The 18,706-nt window shown below is 59.3% G+C and carries 19 protein-coding genes and 1 tRNA gene; 8 read left to right on the top strand and 12 right to left on the bottom strand.

From position 1 onward, the window contains the following. Positions 1–19 precede the first annotated feature (19 nt). Genes TX24_RS27245 through TX24_RS27260 form a run of 4 tightly spaced genes read left to right on the top strand, consistent with a single transcriptional unit; the run spans position 20 to position 3,825 of the window. Positions 20–1,081 (top strand): acyl-CoA dehydrogenase family protein, encoded by a 1,062-nt coding sequence (locus TX24_RS27245; RefSeq protein WP_003191576.1) that lies wholly within the window; start codon positions 20–22, stop codon positions 1,079–1,081. Then, positions 1,078–1,881: an ABC transporter ATP-binding protein gene (locus tag TX24_RS27250; protein WP_003191574.1), complete on the top strand. Its 804-nt coding sequence runs from the start codon at positions 1,078–1,080 to the stop codon at positions 1,879–1,881. Before TX24_RS27245 ends, TX24_RS27250 begins: the two co-directional genes overlap by 4 nt. After that, on the top strand, positions 1,868–3,067 hold the full coding sequence (locus TX24_RS27255; RefSeq protein WP_003191572.1) for an ABC transporter substrate-binding protein: 1,200 nt from the start codon (positions 1,868–1,870) through the stop codon (positions 3,065–3,067). Before TX24_RS27250 ends, TX24_RS27255 begins: the two co-directional genes overlap by 14 nt. Further along, entirely contained in the window at positions 3,064–3,825 is a 762-nt protein-coding gene (locus tag TX24_RS27260; protein WP_003191571.1) for an ABC transporter permease, read from the top strand. The genes TX24_RS27255 and TX24_RS27260 overlap by 4 nt, the downstream gene beginning before the upstream one ends. 50 nt (positions 3,826–3,875) lie before the next feature. On the opposite strand, the gene TX24_RS27265 is transcribed toward TX24_RS27260, so the two are convergent. Next, positions 3,876–8,783, bottom strand: a complete 4,908-nt coding sequence (locus tag TX24_RS27265; RefSeq protein WP_057711817.1) for a TraB/GumN family protein — start codon at positions 8,781–8,783, stop codon at positions 3,876–3,878. Between the two features lie 288 nt (positions 8,784–9,071). Here TX24_RS27265 and TX24_RS27270 point away from each other — a divergent pair, with 288 nt between their 5' ends. Further along, positions 9,072–9,266 (top strand): hypothetical protein, encoded by a 195-nt coding sequence (locus tag TX24_RS27270; RefSeq protein WP_003191569.1) that lies wholly within the window; start codon positions 9,072–9,074, stop codon positions 9,264–9,266. A gap of 10 nt (positions 9,267–9,276) precedes the next feature. Here TX24_RS27270 and TX24_RS27275 read toward each other — a convergent pair whose 3' ends face one another. After that, the gene (locus TX24_RS27275; protein WP_003191568.1) at positions 9,277–9,657 is read right to left on the bottom strand and encodes a hypothetical protein; all 381 of its coding nucleotides are present in this window, start codon (positions 9,655–9,657) and stop codon (positions 9,277–9,279) included. Between the two features lie 238 nt (positions 9,658–9,895). On the opposite strand from TX24_RS27275, the gene pvdQ reads away from it, so the two are divergent. From pvdQ to TX24_RS27290, 3 genes are all read left to right on the top strand, one after another. Further along, the gene (gene pvdQ / locus TX24_RS27280; protein ID WP_057711818.1) at positions 9,896–12,175 is read left to right on the top strand and encodes a bifunctional acylase PvdQ; all 2,280 of its coding nucleotides are present in this window, start codon (positions 9,896–9,898) and stop codon (positions 12,173–12,175) included. A 214-nt stretch (positions 12,176–12,389) separates the two neighbouring features. Next, a tRNA-Cys gene (locus TX24_RS27285) sits at positions 12,390–12,463 on the top strand. A 137-nt stretch (positions 12,464–12,600) separates the two neighbouring features. Beyond that, on the top strand, positions 12,601–13,578 hold the full coding sequence (locus TX24_RS27290; protein WP_057711819.1) for a tyrosine-type recombinase/integrase: 978 nt from the start codon (positions 12,601–12,603) through the stop codon (positions 13,576–13,578). Here the strand turns inward: TX24_RS27290 and TX24_RS32670 are convergent. From TX24_RS32670 to TX24_RS27340, 10 genes are all read right to left on the bottom strand, one after another. Continuing rightward, the gene (locus tag TX24_RS32670; protein WP_057711820.1) at positions 13,575–13,820 is read right to left on the bottom strand and encodes a helix-turn-helix transcriptional regulator; all 246 of its coding nucleotides are present in this window, start codon (positions 13,818–13,820) and stop codon (positions 13,575–13,577) included. The two genes, TX24_RS27290 and TX24_RS32670, sit on opposite strands and share 4 nt — an antisense overlap. 2 nt (positions 13,821–13,822) lie before the next feature. Continuing rightward, entirely contained in the window at positions 13,823–14,041 is a 219-nt protein-coding gene (locus TX24_RS27300) for a hypothetical protein (RefSeq protein ID WP_044275286.1), read from the bottom strand. Positions 14,042–14,077: 36 nt separating this feature from the next. Further along, a complete protein-coding gene (locus tag TX24_RS27305) occupies positions 14,078–14,617 on the bottom strand; it encodes a hypothetical protein (RefSeq protein ID WP_244175942.1) in 540 nt (179 codons plus the stop codon). A gap of 49 nt (positions 14,618–14,666) precedes the next feature. Continuing rightward, complete coding sequence (locus tag TX24_RS27310) at positions 14,667–15,089, bottom strand: hypothetical protein (protein ID WP_057711821.1); 423 nt, start codon at positions 15,087–15,089, stop codon at positions 14,667–14,669. 49 nt (positions 15,090–15,138) lie between these two features. Then, positions 15,139–15,453, bottom strand: coding sequence for a hypothetical protein (locus TX24_RS27315; protein WP_057711822.1), 315 nt, complete (start codon positions 15,451–15,453; stop codon positions 15,139–15,141). A 1-nt stretch (position 15,454) separates the two neighbouring features. Beyond that, positions 15,455–15,652, bottom strand: a complete 198-nt coding sequence (locus TX24_RS27320) for a hypothetical protein (protein ID WP_057711823.1) — start codon at positions 15,650–15,652, stop codon at positions 15,455–15,457. 82 nt (positions 15,653–15,734) lie between these two features. Continuing rightward, a complete protein-coding gene (locus TX24_RS27325) occupies positions 15,735–16,184 on the bottom strand; it encodes a hypothetical protein (RefSeq protein ID WP_057711824.1) in 450 nt (149 codons plus the stop codon). Further along, positions 16,181–16,492 carry a DUF4406 domain-containing protein gene (locus TX24_RS27330; protein WP_057711825.1) on the bottom strand — a complete coding sequence of 104 codons (312 nt, stop codon included), beginning with the start codon at positions 16,490–16,492 and terminating at the stop codon, positions 16,181–16,183. The genes TX24_RS27325 and TX24_RS27330 overlap by 4 nt, the downstream gene beginning before the upstream one ends. Next, positions 16,489–17,067: a phiTE_072 family protein gene (locus TX24_RS27335; RefSeq protein ID WP_057711826.1), complete on the bottom strand. Its 579-nt coding sequence runs from the start codon at positions 17,065–17,067 to the stop codon at positions 16,489–16,491. Before TX24_RS27335 ends, TX24_RS27330 begins: the two co-directional genes overlap by 4 nt. Before the next feature lie 186 nt (positions 17,068–17,253). Next, positions 17,254–18,706: DNA cytosine methyltransferase (locus tag TX24_RS27340; RefSeq protein ID WP_057711828.1), on the bottom strand; the 1,453-nt coding region annotated here is incomplete at its 5' end.

Here is an 18,706-nt window from a genome sequence, read left to right on the forward strand (position 1 = left end):
TGTAAAAGGAGAGACATGAATGCTTGACCCAATCTTGAGCCGTTGGCTCGATGTTCAAGCGCAGGCCCTGGACGTGGGCAGTTGCGATCCACAGGAAGTGCTGCCGCGGCTGGCAGAAGCCAATATTCTGAAAATCGGTGTGCCCACTCAATTGGGCGGCCTGGGCGGTGATGTGGCGGGGGCGGTCGAGGCCATCGCCAATGTGGCCAGCCATTCCCTGGCGGCGGCGTTTGTGTGCTGGGGCCAGCGCTCGTTTATCGAGTACTTGCTGCAGAGCCCCAATCAGCGCCTGCGCGAGCAACTGATGCCAGACCTGCTCAGCGGCAAGTTGGCCGGCGCCACCGGGCTGTCGAATGCGATGAAGTTTCTGTCGGGTATCGAGACGTTGCAGATCAGCGCCGAGCCCAACGACCACGGTTGGACGCTCAACGGTCGCCTGCATTGGGTGACCAACTTGCGCAAGAATGGCTTTGTCGCTGCAGCGGCCATCGAGCATGCGGGCGGCGGCGCGCCGTTTATCCTGGCGATTCCGGATTCGGTGGCCGGGTTACAGCGTTCACGTGACCTGGAGCTGCTCGGGCTGCAATCGAGCAACACCGCAGCGCTTGGCCTGGAAGGCGTGGAGCTGAGTCGCGAGTGGTTGCTGCACGAGGATGCGCGCAAGTTTTTACCGGCGGTACGCCCGGCGTTCCTGGGCTTGCAGTGCGGCATGTCGATTGGCTTGGCCCGGCGTTCGCTAGCCGAAGTGGCTCACCATTTGGGTGCCAGTCGCACTGTGCTGCGCGAAGAGTTGGAAGCCCTGCGCGTGACCCTGGATCATCTGGTCAGCGAGCTTAAAAACGGGCTGTTGGCCGGGCGTTTTACCGCCGAGCCCATACCGCTGTTCAAGCTGCGCATCGCCTTGGCTGAAACCGCCGCCAGCGCCGTGCAGCTTGAACTGCAAGCCAGCGGTGGCAAGGCCTATTTGACCGCCCATGGCAGCGGCTTTGCCCGGCGCTGGCGCGAGTCGGCCTTTGTGCCGATCGTAACGCCCAGCCTGGTGCAACTGCGTACCGAGCTGCATCGCCAGGCCAATCTATGAGCCAGCCGGTATTGACGGCCCAGGGTATTTGCCTGGGGTATGGCAGCGGGCCGGTGCTGCAAGGCTTCGACTTGCACTTGCAACCGGGTGAAGTGGTGTCGATCCTGGGCCCCAGCGGCGTGGGCAAATCCAGCCTGCTGCGGGTGCTGGCCGGCTTGCAGGCACCTCAGGCTGGCCGCGTGCAGGTGTTGGGCGAACCATTGAGCGGCCCGCATCCGCGCGTGGTGGTGGCCTTTCAAGACCCGAGCCTGCTGCCTTGGCTGACCCTGGAAAAGAACGTTGCCTTCGGCCTGGATTTCGCCCGCCAACCGCACTTGAGTGTTGAAGAGCGCCGCCGGCGTGTCGACCACGCCATTGCGGCGGTAGGGCTGGAACCTGCGCGCCAGCAGTTCCCGGCGCAATTGTCCGGTGGTATGGCCCAGCGCACGGCATTGGCTCGCTGCCTGGCGCGTCAGCCGCAAGTGTTGCTGCTCGACGAACCCTTCGGCGCGCTGGATGAAGTGACTCGCGCCGATATGCAGCACCTGTTGCTCAAGGTCAATCGTGAGCAAGGCTCGGCGGCCGTATTGATCACCCACGACATCGACGAAGCACTGCTGCTGTCGGATCGCATCCTGCTACTGGGTAACCGCCCGGCGCGGACGTTGGGTGAGTGGGTTATCGACTTGCCACACCCTCGGGAAGAACAGGTCGAGGCCATCGGCGCACTGCGTATCGATATTCTGAAAACCTTACGGCAGGCGAGCCGCCCTCAACCCAACCCCCTTGAACAACAGGAGATTAACTATGTGTCTGGATGACTTGACCCACTCGCGCCGTGATTTTCTCAAGCTGTCGGCGGTGCTCAGTGCCGCCGGCGCCTTGCCGTTGTTGAGCAGCCTGCAAGCCCGTGCCGCCAACGAGCCCGATGCGCCGGTACGCATCGGCTATTTGCCTATCACTGACGCCACGCCACTGCTGGTGGCCCACAACAACGGCCTGTTCGAAGCCGAAGGCATCAAGGCCGAGCGCCCGGTGTTGTTGCGCAGCTGGGCCCAGGTGATCGAGGCGTTTATCTCCGGCCAGGTCAACGTGATACACCTGCTGTCACCCATGACCGTATGGGCGCGCTACGGCAGTAAGGTGCCGGCTAAAGTCGTGGCGTGGAACCATGTGGGCGGTTCGGGCTTGACCGTATCCCCAGGCATTACCGACGTGAAGCAACTGGGCGGCAAGTCAGTGGCGATTCCGTTCTGGTACTCGATCCATAACGTGGTGGTGCAGCAACTGTTTCGTGACAACGGCCTCACGCCTGTCACCCGTGCCACCGGCAGTTCGATTGCCGCCAATGAGGTCAACCTGATCGTGTTGCCGCCCTCGGACATGCCTCCGGCCCTGGCCAGCAAACGCATCGACGGCTACATCGTCGCCGAACCGTTCAACGCCTTGGCAGAAAACCTCAAGGTCGGTCGCGTGCAGCGCTTTACCGGCGACGTGTGGCGCAACCATGCCTGCTGCGTGGTGTTCATGCACGAACACGACCTGACCAACCGTCCGCAGTGGTCGCAAAAGGTCGTGAACGCCATCGTCAAGGCCCAGGTGTGGACCCGCGACAACCGCGAAGAGGCGGTAAAGCTGCTGTCCAAGGATGGCCCGAACCGCTACACGCCCCATGCCGAGCCGGTGTTGAGCAAAGTCCTGGCGCCTGCGGCCAGCGACCGCGCCGGCTATGTTGCCGACGGCGCAATCCAGCACGCCAACTGGGACGAGCATCGCATCGACTTCCAACCGTACCCGTTCCCCAGCTACACCGAAGAACTGGTGCGGCGCTTGAAGGACACCTTGATCGAAGGCGATAAAAAGTTTCTCGCAGACCTGGACCCAGCCTTCGTCGCCAAGGACCTGGTGGACGACCGTTTCGTGCGCAAGGCGATCGAAGCCGTGGGCGGCATGCAGACCTTCGGTTTGCCGGACGGCTATGAGCGGCACGAGGAGATCGGCGTTTGAACAACAGCAGAATCCCCGGCTGGTGGCTGGGGCTGAGTGGCTTGGCGGGGTTGTTGGTGCTGTGGTGGCTGGGCGTGAAAGTCTTTGGCGAGGCCGATGGCCTGTCGGCGCGCTTTTCCCTGGCGGCCACCGCGAGCAGCCTGTGGGAATTGCTCGGACGCAGTGAGTTGTACCTGCACATCGCCGTCAGCTTGAAGCGTATTTTTGTCGGGTTGTTTCTCGCGTTGTTAGTGGGAGTACCCCTCGGGTTGCTGGTGGGCAGTTCGCGTAACCTGGAGGCGGCGACAACGCCGGCGTTCCAGTTTCTGCGGATGATTTCGCCACTGTCGTGGATGCCTATCGTGGTGATGCTGATGGGCGTGGGCGACCAGCCTATCTACTTCCTGCTGGCCTTCGCGGCTGTCTGGCCGATCATGCTCAACACCGCAGCCGGCGTGCGTCAGCTCGACCCGCGCTGGTTGCAACTGAGCAAGAGCTTGAGCGCCACGCGTTGGGAAACATTGCGTCGGGTGGTCATTCCTGGCGTGGTGGGGCATGTGCTGACCGGCGTGCGCCTGGCCATCGGTATTCTGTGGATCGTGCTGGTGCCCTGCGAAATGCTCGGGGTCAGCGCGGGCCTGGGGTATTACATCCTTGATACCCGCGATCGTCTGGCGTACTCGGAGTTGATGGCGATGGTAGTAGTCATCGGGTTGCTGGGGTTTGCACTGGATGCGTTTGCGCGTTGGGTGCACCAGCGGTGGGTGCATGGCGGCTGATGATTTTGATCGTTGCCTGCGTGCTGCGCAGGCAACTATTTAACGTGTTGTCAGGTTGCTGGCGAATAGATTTGCAGGTCTCCCGCCAGATCGTTGTCAGCGTTCAGGGTGCCCATCGGCCCCGGTTTAATATCCTTGGAGTTCGTGCCGTAGCCCACCTTCATGCCTGTTCGTTCGTAAACACCGATACCGATCCCTCCGGTCGCCTCAGCCAGGCCGGTGACGCCTTGAGTGGTGTTGATGTGCTGGCGTCCTACCAGGGCGACCACTTTGCCTTTGTGTTTGTGTTGTTCAATGACGCGTGCCGCGTAGTAGTTAAACTCCTTGAGTCTTTTCAGGTTTCGTTGGGTTGTGCTTAGCTTCGTGTAAGCATTCCGGTCATGTCGGTGACGCGTCAGATAAAAGTGATCGAGTGGTACGACTTCTATTCCGGCGTCCTGGAATTTTTTGATCAGCGTTTGCAGATTGTATTGAGGGTGAGCCGGTCTCAGGTTGGGGCCTGTATGGCCCATGCCATCGTCCTTGAGTAATCCACGGTTGTCATAGACGACACCCCCAATGCCGACCACCTTCACATTTTTGCGTTTGAACAGCTCTATGCTCGCGTCAATTTCGCGGAACATGGCCAGATGCTGGTGGCTCTCCCCAAATATCACCACATCCGAATTGTCCAAGGCTTTTTCAATCAGGTCGGGCACTTTCTCGTAGGGTTTCGTTTCCGGAATCGTGGGGCGGTTCGGTGGGTCTAAAGGGTCCAGTTTTTGATGGAAGTCATTCATTTCTGCTTCGAATCGTTGTTCTGTCGGTTTCCTCCGGCTCGGTGTGAAATGGCCTTCGTTGGGACGGCCTTTAATGTGTACGACGTATTCTTCTTTGATGGAGTCCAGATGATCGGTTTTGTTTACGATCACTGGTGTTGTTGGCGTTCTTGCATCGATGTTCGGCGTTTTTTCGATGGGTTTTTTGTAGGGGTGAAATCGGCTGTTTTGACGAGCGCTCACTTGCCCACGGGGGGAGAAGTCCGCGCGGGGTGAGGGTGGCATCAGTGTATGCACCGGATCGAAATCCTGAGGTGCACCGAAAGCTTTCTGTTTATGCGCATCGTATGCATACCAACGCCCATCCCGCTTGACCGCCATGCCCTCGACACTGTTCCCGCTGACTTTAAAAGTGCCCGTTGCGGCCGCCTCATAGCGGCTTGCGGCGCTGATCAGCGCTTCGCGGTTTGCGGTACCCTTGAGGGAGCCCACCAGGCCGGCTATCGCTTCTGTGCCTTCGTAAATGGTTTTGCCCGCGCCTTTTAGCAGATCGCCCACGCCGTTTAACGGGTTCAGCTCCTTGAGCAGAGACGGCACCATGATTTTCGTGACCTTGAGCGCCTTGCTGACCGCAGATCCAGCAGTACCCAGCACTTTGCCAATCTTGGCCGCCATGCCTACGCCAGCAGTGACAAAACCGAAAACGTCAAAGGCGACGTCCGTGATGCCTTCCCCATAGTTGCCCTCCATGAAGTTGACGATTGCAGAACGGAAGGGAATAAGGTTGAGGAAAAACTCTGTGACGTGGGTCAGTATTTCTTGGTTGCTCTCAAAGGTCGTGGTTCCCGCGGCGGCTTTCTTGATGGCTGGGTTATCCAGTTCCAATGCCTTGATCACCGAGTCGGCAATATGATGACTGCGCGGGTTGATGAGCATATAAGGCTGCTCAGCGGTGGAGGGCTGTTCGCGATCAAGTTCACTTTCCTTGAAATCACTGAGGTCGATTCGCGAAACCGGCACGGGTTTGTTCGGGAGAAAATCGAGCAGTGTTTGCCAGCCGTCAACGCGTTTGGCATTGGCTCTGTCTGGATAGAATGGCTCCTCCCTGATCAACTCATTGGCAAACGCTTCGGGGGCTTTCGGTGTTTTTCTCTTGCCCAGACTTCGGACAACGCCGTTTACGGTGTCGAACTCATAGGTGGTTGTTTGCCCGTTGTGTTGCGCGGTCACCAGTATGGTCGGGCTGGTATGAAACAAGGTTTCCCCTTTGAAGGGCATCCAGCTGACCCTGTAGCTTTTTTCTTGAAAGTAATTGAGTTTGCCTTGGGTGAGGTTTTTTCTATCTTCGGGCGGCAGATTGCTGAGTGCGTTGAGGATGGACGTTTTCTTGACGGTCTTATGGTTGTCCAAGGCGGTTGAAAAGGCATCCTCAAACGCGCGCTGAATATTGAATGACGCACCTTTAGTGAAGGCAATTATCGCATTGAGATCCACACCGGTATTTTCTTTGGTGAGTTCCCAGCGACCGTCCATGACCCGTTCTTCCATGACGATTTCCAGCAGTGATCGCGGATTGGAGGGTGTATCGCCATTGTATTTGGAAAAAATCTTGAGCTCGAAGTCCATGCCGGGGCCGAATGTCTTCAGCAGCAGGTCCAGCGCCATCTGTTTACGGCTTGGGAAACTCCCGCCGATTAGCGACGAGGCTTCCATCAGTTTATCGAGTTGAGCTTTGAACAACGTCTGGGCTTTATCCAGGTCGGCTGGCTGGTACAGCGCATCGTCCTTGGCCGGGAGAATGTCATTGGCCACTGCCCAGTCCAACATCGTTGCGGCTTGCGCAGAGGCGGGGGCGGCGCCTGCTGTGTCGGCGGTGATCATCACTTCGGCAAACGACATAGTGGCCACCCGGCCTGGGGTTTTGGCTTCAATGGCTGCCGCCGCCATGCACAGGTTTGCCCACGCGGTGCTGCCGTACACCACGGAGTCAGGGATGTTCTTGACCAGCAAATGCGGGGCTGCGCGGCTGAGTAACAGGTGTGCAGCCGCCCCTGCCAATTCCGGTGATTCGCGCCCTGTATCAATCAGGTGTTGGCGCAGGCTGTAGACGATAGTCGACAGCCGTTGGCCCCAATGTTTTTTGTCTGCCAGGTCGAAACCCGCCACATGGTTTCGTTGGGGCGCTGTCAAGGATTCGGGGTCTAGCAGCAATTGAATTGCCGCCAGTGCGTAGTCGTTTGCGCTGGAGTCCGTGGCAATGCCATTCATTTTGGTTTGCATGGCCTGGCCCAGCGCCTGGCCATCCTTGGAGCTGATCAGGGTTTCGAGCACCTTGACCGGGTCCTCCAGTGTCTGCTCGGAGAGATGCAGGTTTCTGCCCAGATGTTCCAGTACGCCGCGCTTGGGGATCTCCTGTGGTAACTCAGGATCGCTGTGCACATGCTCGACGGCGGCCATGCGCAGCGTCTGTTGTTGGCCGGCGTCCAGCGGGATCGGCCAGGACAAGCCTCCACTGAAATTGCCCAAGGGGTGTTGCTGTGCTCGCGCTTTTGCGGTTTGCGCCAATGCCAGCAGTTCATCCCTGGTCTTGGGCAATGGCAAGCCATGTTCAGTGATGAAGGCTTTAAGGCTTACGGACAGGCCAGGTACCCTTATATAGGCTTGGTAATGGGCGGAGTCTGGCGCGATATTCATCGGTGTTTTTTTCAGAATGGCCGACACGTCGCGCTCTGTGGGGGTTTCTGACAAGGCCTGGGCGGACTCGTTGAGTTTTTGCGCCAGGTAGCGCCAGTTTTTTTGATTCCCCAGGTTTTGATCCAGCGCCTGGCGTGCGTCAATGCTGCGTGATGGGCTGTCCAGCCATTGCTCACGAGCCTCCAGAGCGCTGCTGCCGTCGAAATGCGGCCCCAGGTCAGCGGCGTGATGCACGTCCGCCTCAGTCAATAGGTGTCGCCAGGGGTCGACCAGTTCCGGTTCGACGCTTTGCCGGTCATACAGCGCTTGCAGTGCGTTGACCACCTGTTGGCGCTGACGCGCCAGCAACTGCGGCACGCCTGCGGCGATAACGTCGGCCTCTACCGGGGAGAGGTTCTGGCTCAATTGATTTTTCCAGTCACCCTTCAGGCCTTGTTGAACCTCTATTGGCAGGCTCAGTAACAATTGCTCTGCGGCAGCGGGATCGTCGTTGATACGTTGACGCAGCGCCGCAAGTGCCTTGGCCGGGCTTTCGAATGTTTCATAGCCATCGCGGGGGGTGTAGAGCACTGTCAGCCCGTGCTGTTGGCCAGGTGACAAGGTGCGGTCGGTTTGCGCACTATTGAATGGGCGTGCCGCTGACGCCCCGTCGCTGCTGGTGATCAGGAAGGCGCCCGCCAGCAGGCTGCCGGCGGGGCTTGGTACCTCGAGCTTGAGCGGGTACACACCAGGCCGTTCTCCATCTCTCATCGCGCTTTCCCGAGCCTCCAGGGTCGGATACTCGAGCGCCTTGTCGATCAACGATTTGGCGGCAGGCGTCAAAGCGCCGTCCTCCACTCCCAAGGCTGCCAGGGTGGAAAGCATCTCGCGGTGGATACCCAACAACTCGTTTTGGGGTGACTCAGGGTTGGGTTCGCCCGTGCGTGGCTCGGTCCAGAATCGGGCGAGGCTCAGGGGCAGTTCTTTTTCGATGGCTTGTGCAATTGAAAGCAGGGTGTCGCGAGTCTGCAATTGCTGGGTGCTTTCGCTTGGCGAGTCGCTGCGGTAAAAGCCGACTTCCATGCCGACGATACTGGTCGAGGGCTCAGCGTCCGGAGATGTCTTGAGTTGGCGCAACGCATTGAATAGCGCCTCGGTGATGCCTTCTACCGAGACCAACTTGCGCTGGCCCTGCTCATCGGTGTGATAGCGGTGTACATACAGCGACGAGACGTCCACGGGCGGCGCAATGCCTAAACTGCGGGCGAGTTGCTGCTCGATAACGCTGCTGAGCGTCGGCTGGCGTAGCAGCAGTGCCTGGATGTCCTGATTGAGTTGCTGGTATTGATTGAGCAACAGGCGTTGATCAGTTATTTGCAGGACCTTGATCAGGTCAGAGCGATTCGCGCTGACTGGTGCAATGGCCTCCACCTCAGGAAGGGAAGGGCCGTGGACCTCAGATGCATGAGCAGTTTCTTCGGTGGAGACGTCATGACGCGGGCGAGGGTGAGTGATACCTATAATCAAGTGGGCTAGTCCAATGGCTTTGGCCCACGCGTCCTGATGATAGTTCGAGGGATGATTCTTCCTTAGTTGGGCCTCGAATAATTGGTTTGAAGGTGTCGGAAGGTTCCGAATCCAGCCCGAGCGATGCTGTAAATGAATATGTACGACCGATGTCGCAGGACAAGCCAAAAATTTTCATCGCCTGTAACATACGATGCTGCCGACCTCGCGCCATCCCCGTACGCGGGTATGTGCCTGGCCTGTACGGCGATACACCGTGGTTACATTCTTAAGGTTCAGGAACTTGTCATGACCCAAAAGCAACGCTTGAAATATTCGCTTCTGATTGCCCTGGCGGTACTGGGCGCGATGTTTGGCCTGTCTTATCTGCAAAACATAGGCGTGATCAGCGAAAAAACCTTCCAGTACCTGGCGATCGCGATTGCCGTGGTCGTCGTGGTGATCAACGGCATCATGCGCCGCAAGGTCAAGCCTAACTTCTGACGGGCATCAGTCAGGCACGGCTTTCAAGGACCTTGGCAGCCTCTTCATGGAGGCTGTAGCTCTTGTCAGCGTTCAGGGTGATCACGCCCTCGCTGCACAGACGCTTGAGCACCTCGCGCACGCTGAGAAACGACAACGGAATGCCCAGTTCCAGCAAGTGGCTGTGCACGCCGCGGACCCCTAGGGTGCGCTGGTTGTCGGCGGCGGTGAGGAGGGCGTCGATGACCTTCAGCCGGATCAGACTGGTGCGCAAACCGAAACACTTGAGCAAATGGCGGATGCGCTGGTTGCCCTGCTGTTCGGGCGCGTTGCCGAACGCCTGTGTGCCTTTGCCAAAGTGAGTATCTGTGGCCTTTGAATGTCCATCCGTGGGCACTTGAGGGTTATACATGCAAAAACTCCTTTTCAGAGCCTGATCAGGAAAAAGATGGTGCTCTTGAGTAATAAGACGAACGAGTGACGCAAATCATGAAACGGCGGATGTAGAAAATTTGTCGGTATCGGGTTTGTCACTTTTCAAGCGCTGACGATATACAGCCGTGTGCGGCTAAATTATTCCGGTCGATGTGCGTTCTTACGGTGGGGTAACCATCCCTTGTGAGGGTGTTCAATTTGACTGTGGAGTCGGCGTGATTATTTCCAACGGGTTGTCCAGAGTGGGCGTGGCAGGGCTGTTGCTGGGGCTGAGCCTGGCCGCATCGGCACGGGAACAAATGACGCAGGCGTCGGCGGATATCCGCCGTACCAGTTATGGCGTGCCGCATATTCGCGCCGTTGATGAGCGTGGCCTGGGGGTGGGTATGGGCTACGCCTATGCCCAGGACAACCTGTGCCTGTTGGCCAATGAGGTGATCACGGTCAATGGTCAGCGCGCCAGGTTTTTCGGGCCGGACCAAGCGACCCTGGAGGAGCGCAACAACCTCGCCAGCGATGTGTTCTTCAACTGGCTGAATACACCCGAGGCCGTGGCGGCCTTCTGGAAAGCCCAGACGCCAGCGATGCAGCAGCGCATCGAAGGGTACGTGGCTGGCTACAATCGTTATCTAAAGGAGCAGGGCGCCCCCGCGCAGTGCCAGGCCGCGTGGGTACGGCCCTTGGTGAAGGAAGACCTGGTCAAGTTGACCCGTAGGCTATTGGTGGAAGGGGGCGTCGGCCAATTCGCCGAAGCCTTGGCCGGGGCAGCACCACCCCAAGCCACCGCCGGCATGCAATCCAGCGCCAAAGCCTTTGCACTGGCCGCAGCCAACCAGCAACGCTTTACCCTGGACCGAGGCAGCAATGCCGTTGCCGTGGGCCGTGACCGCTCCTTCAATGGCCGTGGCATGCTGCTGGCCAACCCGCATTTCCCTTGGGTGGGCGGCATGCGTTTTTACCAGATGCACCTGACCATCCCTGGCCAGTTGGATGTAATGGGCGCCGCACTGCCAGGGTTGCCCGTGGTGAACATCGGCTTCAACCAGCATGTGGCGTGGACCCATACCGTGGACACGTCCAAACATTTCACCCTGTACCGCCTGACCCTCGACCCCAAGGACGCCACCCGTTACCTGCTGGACGGCAAGTCCATCCCCCTGGATAAAACGGCGGTAACGGTACAGGTCAAGCAAGCCGACGGCAGCCTCAAGGCCGTGACCCACACCGTCTACAGTTCACAGTTCGGCCCCGTGGTGCAATGGCCCGGCAAGCTCGACTGGGACCGCCGCTACGCCTTCAGCCTGCGCGACGCCAACCTGGGCAACGACCGGGTGCTGCAACAGTGGTACGCCATGAACCGCGCCGGCAGCCTCAAGGAATTGCAAACCTCGGTGCACACCCTGCAAGGCATCCCCTGGGTCAACACCCTGGCCGCCGATGACCAGGGCCAGAGCCTGTACATGAACCTGTCGGTGGTGCCCAACGTCAGTGCCGCCAAGCTGGCAACCTGCAGCGACCCACGGGCCGGGTTGCAAATGATCGTGCTCGACGGCGCCCATAGCGCCTGCGCCTGGGACATCGACCCGCGCGCGGCCCAGCCCGGTATCTTTCCGGCCGACCAGTTGCCCCAACTGCAACGCACCGACTACGTGCAGCACTCCAACGACTCGGCATGGATGGCCAACCCCAAGGCGCCCCTGAGCGGCTTCTCGCCGGTGATCAGCCAGGACAACATCGGCCTCGGCCCGCGTGCGCGCTTCGCGCTCCAGCGCCTGCAAACCCTTGAGAAACAGCCGATCAGCGTCACCGACCTGCAAAACATGGTCATGGACAACGAGGTGTACCTGGCGGGCCAAGTCATGCCCGATCTGCTGACGTTCTGCGCCAAACACCTCGGGGCCGACGCCGCTGCACTGCAACCACTGTGCACCAGCCTGAAAAACTGGGACCAGCGCGCCAACCTCGACAGCGGCGTGGGCCTTGTGCACTTCATCAACCTGATGCAACACCTGCAGCAAATCCCCGACGCCTGGCGCGTGGCCTTCGACCCGGCCCACCCCCAGACCACCCCAAGTGGCCTCGCCATCGACCGTGCCCCGGTCGCCAAAGCCCTGCGCGAAGCCATGCTGGCCTCCAGCGCAGAGGTCGGCAAACTGGGCCAGACCCGCTGGGGCGACATCCAAGTTTCCGGCCAAACCCCCATCCACGGCGGCCCGCAAGAGCTCGGCATCTACAACGCCATGCAAACCGTGCCCCGCGCCGACGGCAAACGCGAAGTCGTCAGCGGCACCAGCTACCTGCAAATCGTCACCTTCGACGACAAAGGCCCCAACGCAGTCGGCGTACTCGCTTTCTCCGAGTCCAGCAACCCGGCGTCCGCCTACTCAAAGGACCAGACCCAAGCCTTCTCCGAGAAAAAACTGCGCCCATTGCCCTTCACCGAGGCCCAGATCAAGGCCGACCCGCACTACCAAATCCACACGGTGAAGGAGTAGGGCAGACGCGCAACCCATTGATGCCAAGGCAGAATATTTTTTGAAATCAAGGGGTTGCAGGCCTAGGCAAATGAGTACATAATGGCGCCCATCGAACGCAACGAAGCATTAAAAACTTCAATGTATTCAATGAGTTAGAGTAGGGGCATGCTTCACATAGCCCACTCATGTTTGTATGCGGTGAATGTCAGCAATAAGGGCATTGATCGTTTGAGGCCGAGTAGCAAAATGGTTATGCAGCGGATTGCAAATCCGCCTACGCCGGTTCGATTCCGACCTCGGCCTCCACTCTCGAAAGCCCCGTAGCCATTAGGTTGCGGGGCTTTTTTTGTGCCTGCGGATTTTGTTCGGCGTGGCGATTGGGGACAATCCTGGGACACCGACACTGTTTGCATGTCCCAGGGCTGACCGGCAAAATCCGCAGCATGGCAACTATTGAGCAGCGTCCCAATGGGACATGGCGGACCAAGATCCGCAAAAAAGGATATCCATCACTCTCGGCGTCGTTCGACACGAAGGCGGAGGCGCAACGGTGGGCTTCTGAAATCGAGGGGGATATGTCGCGCAAGCGCTTCGTCGATACCCGAGAGGCCGAAGCCACCACGGTTGCGAAGGCTTTTGAGCGCTATGCGCGAGAAGTATCTGCGCAGAAGAAGGGAGCTCGCCAGGAGCTGACCCGGATAAAGACGTGGTCCGATGGCAAATACGGCAGCAAGTCGCTGGCCGAACTACGGTCATCCGACCTGGCCGAGTACCGCGATGCACGCCTGGCCGCCGGTGCATCGACCAACACCATTCGGTTATCTCTGGCACTGATCAGCCATCTATATACAGTGGCAATCAAGGACTGGGGCATTGAAGGGCTGAGCAATCCAGTAGCAAAACTGAGAATGCCCAAGGGTAGCCGTGAAAGAGATCGCCGGCCGAGTGCTACCGAGTTGAAAGCCGTGATCAAGGCCGCTGGTGCAATCCATGCGGAGATGCCGGTGATCATTGAGGTTGCCGTCGAGACCGCAATGCGCCGCGGTGAACTGCTCACGCTACGGCGTGCAGATATCAAGGGCAAGCATGCGCTACTGGAGGACACCAAGAACGGAAGCCGCCGGCTGGTGCCGCTTTCTATCCGTGCGAGGACGCTACTTGACTCCCTCCCGGCTCGCATTGATGGCCAGGTGTTCTCCCTGGCACCGCACTCCGCCAGCCAGTATTTCCTGCGCGCCTGCCGTGCAGCAGAGGTGCAGGACCTGCACTTCCACGACCTTCGACATGAGGGCACGTCAAGGCTGTTTGAGAAGGGGCTGTCGATTATGGAAGCAGCTTCTGTGACTGGACACAAAACCATGGGGATGCTCAAGAGATACACCCATCTGTGCCCAGACACTCTGGCCGACAAGCTCGGTTAACCGACACGGGAGAGCGTCGGCGGTGTCTGGCGCTTCCGGCCAGGCCTCTTCGGCGCATGAAGCCCCTCCTCGCATTCCTGCAAGAACCTGCGCACCGTGCTCACTCGCCAGCATATCCGGCTTCCCTGCTTGAAAAACGGCGGCAGCCAATAAGCGCCTTCTTGGCGTGCGCTGCGTATCGATGATTCGGACCTACCAAGCAGCTTTGCCAGTTCCGGGATATGAATTATTTCCTGCTCCATAGCTACCTCCCGCCCACCGTGGGCCGCGCTGTCTTGATGATGTGGATGGCAAGGCCGAAGCTGATCAGCAGCCAGGCGCATGTGCCGGCGAAGGCGTAGAGCAGTGCCTCGGTGGTGCCGGTGGCCAGAAGTTCGGGCCCGGCCCAGAAGAACCAGCCGAGTGTTCCTACCAGGTACAGAAAAGCGCCCAGCAGTATCAGGGTAAGTTTCATTGCGAACATGGGGTGTCCTTGCCGCGCTGGGCGGCAGAAGGTGGGTTATGTGGTGGCTTTCTTGATTGCGGCCCGTGCGTCGAACATGGCGTAGTACAGGCGGTGGAAGATCGCGCAGCTCGGGTCTTCGTGGTCGTCGCCGCCGTGTTCGAAGATTCCGTCGATGGTTCCGCTGTAGTTACTGGCGATCTGCTCGCATTCGCCCGCCACTTGGGTGAGCGCCGTCAGTGCTTTCAACAGTTGCTCGCTGCTGGTGCGTTCATCCCGGCCGATCTGCCAGAACTGCTGCGCCCAATGATCCACCGGCGGCGGGTTGGTGTTTTGGGCTCCCAGAGCCAGCGCTCCGACAACGCAGTCCAACAGGTCGCGCTTGTAGGCGTTGTCGCCGTCGATGCTCAGGCCGCGCCGGCGGAGCGCGCTGACCACGTCGTTTCTATCCAGGCCCTGGTCTTCCAGGATGATGTCTCGCTCCGGCTCGCCCGGGGTGACAATGATCAACGCCAGCTTGGCGCCTGGCAGGCAGTACTCGCTGAGTTTGACCAGGGCGTCGTTGGCTGCTTCGTGGAATCGCTGAACTGCTGACATAGGAATACCTCGCCCGCCGCTCACCGGCAGGCATGTAGGGGGATTGGGGTTAGGCTTTTGCGGTGTGGAAGCCGCGAATGGTCAAGGTTTCTTCAACCTCCTTCACGACTTTGTACTGAAGGCTCAAAGACCACTGGGTGGCCAGGTTGAAATAGTCCCAGTACCGAACAACCCACCCGACCATCTCTTTGTGCCGTGGGCCAGCGGTTGTTCCGTAAATTCCACAGGCGCCCAGGTAGGCAACGAACTCATCAATGTTTGTGTACGGGAGAATGTCGTGGTCTTCGATATCAAGCATTCGCTCGAACAGTTCTGCCATCGCGATCAGGTTTTCCCGGAAGTATTGGCAGGTTATGAAGTGCTTTTTGTAGAGAGCCCAAACCTTGAGCGTGATGCCGCCGGCCTGGAATGCGGGGTAGGCTTCATCGTCTGGTTTCAGGTTGTCTGGGTCAAAAGCGATCTTGATGATCATGGCCTTGGCCCCTTGTAGATAAAGACGTAGGCGAACCAGAGGGTGGCGATCATGGCGTCACTCCGATCTCAGCGGCGGCACGGACGATTGCGCGGCGCGTTCCGAAGTCATCCATCGCCTCGATAATCATCACGCCATGTCGAGAATGCTCGGCGCCAACTGAGTCGTGGTCCTCCATGAATACGATGCAAACCCCAAGCTTCACGGCCAGCCGCAGTGCATCGCCGTCGTCATCCAGTGGTCTCCAGAGCCGGTAATGCTCGCGATCGCCAACGCGTAGGCAGTTGCGTGCTGTCTCGTAGCAAAGAACGGGGCCGATGCCCGCCGCGTGTGCCGCCCTCTCCAGCAGTGTCTGGTCGTTCACGTCACTCTCCCCAGCAGCTGAGTTCTTCTGCAATCTCTTCAGCAGGCTCGCCGATCTCATTGAGGCGCCCGTCGTATTCGTAGTTGTCGTAGATCACGGCGCCAGTCTCCCAGCAGAAGGCCAGGTCTTTTGGCTTCCACCATCCCATCAGGCCGCGCATATGCAGCGCCGCCCTGAGAATCCAATACAGTTTTTTCATGCGAGCGCATCCTTGCCGCTATAGCGGCTGACTTTGAAGGGGGAGGGGTTACGGGTTTTGCGGGTGGAGTACGGATGTACTCCTATCGGGATTTGGCGGCACGCTTGCGGAACTCGTAAACCATGCTGCGCAGATCTACGAGAGCTTCCTGCAGGTCACTCCGGGTGGAGTCGATATTCTCAAGCTGCTCACCTTCACCGTCGTCTCCGCCCTCATCGACGGCCAGGATAGCCAGGCCATATGCCTGGAACTTCGCCAACACCCCATCGGCTGACTTGGCCATGTACTCGGCATGCTCAATGGCATAGTCCTTGTCGGAACGCTCATTGGTGACAGGCGCTTCCGGAGCGGCGGCGAGCATGGCGGCCCAGCACAGTTTCGCGCGGAGCGCCGCTTGCTGGCAGCCGCTCATCTCTTGGTACTGCTCCCAGACTTCTTCATCGGAAAAGCACTCGTCCGGCTCCGACTCGAAGCCGTTTATCACCATGGTTTCGGTCGGTTCAACCGGCACCAGTTTCCATTGACTGCTCATATAGCCTCCCTCGTTACCAGATCATGGGCATCCAAAACGGTCATGCCGAGCTTCTCGGCGATCAGGACTTCCAGTTTTGCGCCCTTTGAATTCTCCCAGCCGGGCAGGGTAGCCACAGTGTCGCAGTCCATCAGGGCGGCAATGTCGCGGCGCATGCAGTCGGTCCAAGTGCCGCCTTCTGGGTTGATCTCGGCGGGGTTTGTGACTGTGTGGCCGATTGCGCGCAGGCTGGCGGTCATGCTGTGGAAGGTGGGGAAGTTCAGCCCGGGCAACCCGCTCATGGGCCCGCTGAGGTAGATGCGCTTCATGCTGCCTCCTGCTGCTGTTCCTGGCGCAGCGCCTGTTGCACTGCGTGAATGATCCGCTCGAGGTAGGCGTAATCGGGGTTTGGCTCGGTGGCATCGTTGGCCAGATGCCACCACTCATCCCCAAAAATCTTGTGCATTAGTTCGCTGTGCGCGCCGTGAAGATGGTCAATTGATGGCGATTCGCGAAGATGTTCGGCCTCGGTGAACAGCTCGCGCGCTTCGTACTGGCCGTGCTCATCACGCCGGCGATCCTTCAACACGGCAGCCTGTACTTTGTTTGCAAGCGCCTCACCACTGAACTGCCGTGGGCTCATCGCCTGGTCGAAGTAGCCGATGACGTAGCCGGCGTTCAGTTCGCAGAAAAACTGGCCAATGTTCAGGCCGTCCCACATTCCACCCCAGTACGCCGTCCAGCTCTTACCCCAGCAGCTGACAGTGATCTTGCCCTTGCGTGGGGCTAAGTCCTCGAGGAAGACGGTGACCGGGTCAAGCTGTGGCGCACCGGTGATAACCAGCTTCGTGACTGTCGAGCGCTCGACCAGCAGCGGCGCGGTGATTTGGTTTTCTGTAGGCATGGGGAGTCCTTGCCGGGCCATGCCCTGGCGGTGGAGTGGGGGCTTGAAGTCGGATGTAATGGTAGAGGGACGACGTCTCTCCCAAAATCTGGAGATTTGCCCCAATGAAATGCTCGATTCTCGTGCTTCGATTAGCTGTGGCGCTGTTCGGCCTAATCACGTCTGTCGCGCAAGTGATAGCTATGCTCACCCGTACGGGCTTGGTGTGATTTGGCGCAGAAGTCGTAGGCCGATCCAGCGAACCACGGTGACGGCCTTGCTGTTGCCGATCGCCTTGTAGCGGGGGCCGTCCGGGCACTCGCTTGCTGGCTTGCCGCGCCAGGGGATGAGGGTGTAATAGTCGGCCATACCCTGTAGGCGTTCGCACTCGACTGGAGTGAGGCGGCGCACAGAGCTCGTATGCGACACAATGTTGGGGCCCAGAGCTGAGTCCGTGTTGTCGACCTGTTTGCCGTAGTTGCAGGTCAGCGTCTGGGCCACTTCTCGACATGCAACAATCGGCTGACCGCGCCCGGTGCCATCCTCGCTGCCGTCGAAACCCTCAGCCTTCAGCGTGTGGGTGATTTCTCCAGTGATGCACACAGCTACCTGGCCGCCGGCGTTTGCATGGCTGCCTGAGTGATTCATTGCCCGCAGAGTGGGTGCAATTACCCCGGCATCGGCGCCGTGATCCTTGCAGGAGAAAGCCAGCACTGCATTTTCCTGGCCGTTGTTTCTGCCCAGAGCGTGCGCTTGGTCAATGCTTACACAGGGGTCTTGCGTACCGTGTACTACAAAGGCTTCGCTTTCGAAGTCCATCCTTCCGCTGGCGCTGGCGCACGCATTGCGTGCTGGAGCCACCTCAATTGGGCCGCTGGTGTTGTTCCCCCCGAACACCAGAAGGGATTCTCTCGACTCATGGTCACCATATGGGTTGGTCGTTAAAGCTGCAGTTACGTGAGGGATGTCATCGGTGCTGTATCCGCCGTTCTTTCGAGCGCCGCTAGTAAGGGTGCCGGCAACATCTTTCCCCTGGCCTCGGCGCGGCGCAGTATCCCGGCGCACGCCTTCGCGCTCAAAAAGTACCTCGGTGGGATCGAACCCGTCTCGAGCACTTGCGACAACGAACACACGACGGCGTCGTTGGGCCAGGCCGAAATATTGGGCGTCCAAGACCCGCCACGCGATTGTTCTTTTGGGTCCATACACACAACCAGCGTCCTGCCATTTCTTCCCTGGAGGCTGCAACTCGCAGTCTTCCCCAGCAAGCGCGCCAAGAAAGCATCCGAAGGCGTTCCCTTTGTCGCTGAGGACGCCGGGGACGTTCTCCCAGACGATGACACTGGCGGGTTTGCCGTTGATGGCTCGAACATAGTCAACTGCATCTGCAAGCTCCACGTATTTGATGGTGAGGGCGCCGCGCGGGTCGGTGAGGCCTTCCCGCATACCGGCGACCGAGAAAGCCTGGCATGGGGTGCCGCCGACCAGCACGTCCGGCGCCGGTATCTTGCCGGCCAGCACCAGGGCGGCCAACTTGGTCATGTCGCCGTGGTTCGGCACGTCAGGGTAGCGGTAGGCCAGGACCGCCGACGGAAACTGCTCAATCTCGGCGAACCAGGCGGCGCGCATGCCCAGCGGGTGCCACGCTTGTGTTGCAGCT

The sequence above is a fragment of the Pseudomonas lactis genome, assembly GCF_001439845.1.
GTDB lineage: Bacteria > Pseudomonadota > Gammaproteobacteria > Pseudomonadales > Pseudomonadaceae > Aquipseudomonas > Aquipseudomonas lactis.

Coding starts and splice junctions, on each gene's coding strand:
- TX24_RS32670 (WP_057711820.1), bottom strand. CDS start 13,820: ATGGAGCAGGAAATAATTCATATCCCGGAACTGGCAAAGCTGCTTGGT.
- TX24_RS27270 (WP_003191569.1), top strand. CDS start 9,072: ATGACCCAAAAGCAACGCTTGAAATATTCGCTTCTGATTGCCCTGGCG.
- TX24_RS27255 (WP_003191572.1), top strand. CDS start 1,868: ATGTGTCTGGATGACTTGACCCACTCGCGCCGTGATTTTCTCAAGCTG.
- TX24_RS27275 (WP_003191568.1), bottom strand. CDS start 9,657: ATGTATAACCCTCAAGTGCCCACGGATGGACATTCAAAGGCCACAGAT.
- TX24_RS27300 (WP_044275286.1), bottom strand. CDS start 14,041: ATGTTCGCAATGAAACTTACCCTGATACTGCTGGGCGCTTTTCTGTAC.
- TX24_RS27290 (WP_057711819.1), top strand. CDS start 12,601: ATGGCAACTATTGAGCAGCGTCCCAATGGGACATGGCGGACCAAGATC.
- TX24_RS27250 (WP_003191574.1), top strand. CDS start 1,078: ATGAGCCAGCCGGTATTGACGGCCCAGGGTATTTGCCTGGGGTATGGC.
- TX24_RS27320 (WP_057711823.1), bottom strand. CDS start 15,652: ATGAAAAAACTGTATTGGATTCTCAGGGCGGCGCTGCATATGCGCGGC.
- TX24_RS27310 (WP_057711821.1), bottom strand. CDS start 15,089: ATGATCATCAAGATCGCTTTTGACCCAGACAACCTGAAACCAGACGAT.
- TX24_RS27335 (WP_057711826.1), bottom strand. CDS start 17,067: ATGCCTACAGAAAACCAAATCACCGCGCCGCTGCTGGTCGAGCGCTCG.
- TX24_RS27330 (WP_057711825.1), bottom strand. CDS start 16,492: ATGAAGCGCATCTACCTCAGCGGGCCCATGAGCGGGTTGCCCGGGCTG.
- TX24_RS27305 (WP_244175942.1), bottom strand. CDS start 14,617: ATGTCAGCAGTTCAGCGATTCCACGAAGCAGCCAACGACGCCCTGGTC.
- TX24_RS27245 (WP_003191576.1), top strand. CDS start 20: ATGCTTGACCCAATCTTGAGCCGTTGGCTCGATGTTCAAGCGCAGGCC.
- TX24_RS27325 (WP_057711824.1), bottom strand. CDS start 16,184: ATGAGCAGTCAATGGAAACTGGTGCCGGTTGAACCGACCGAAACCATG.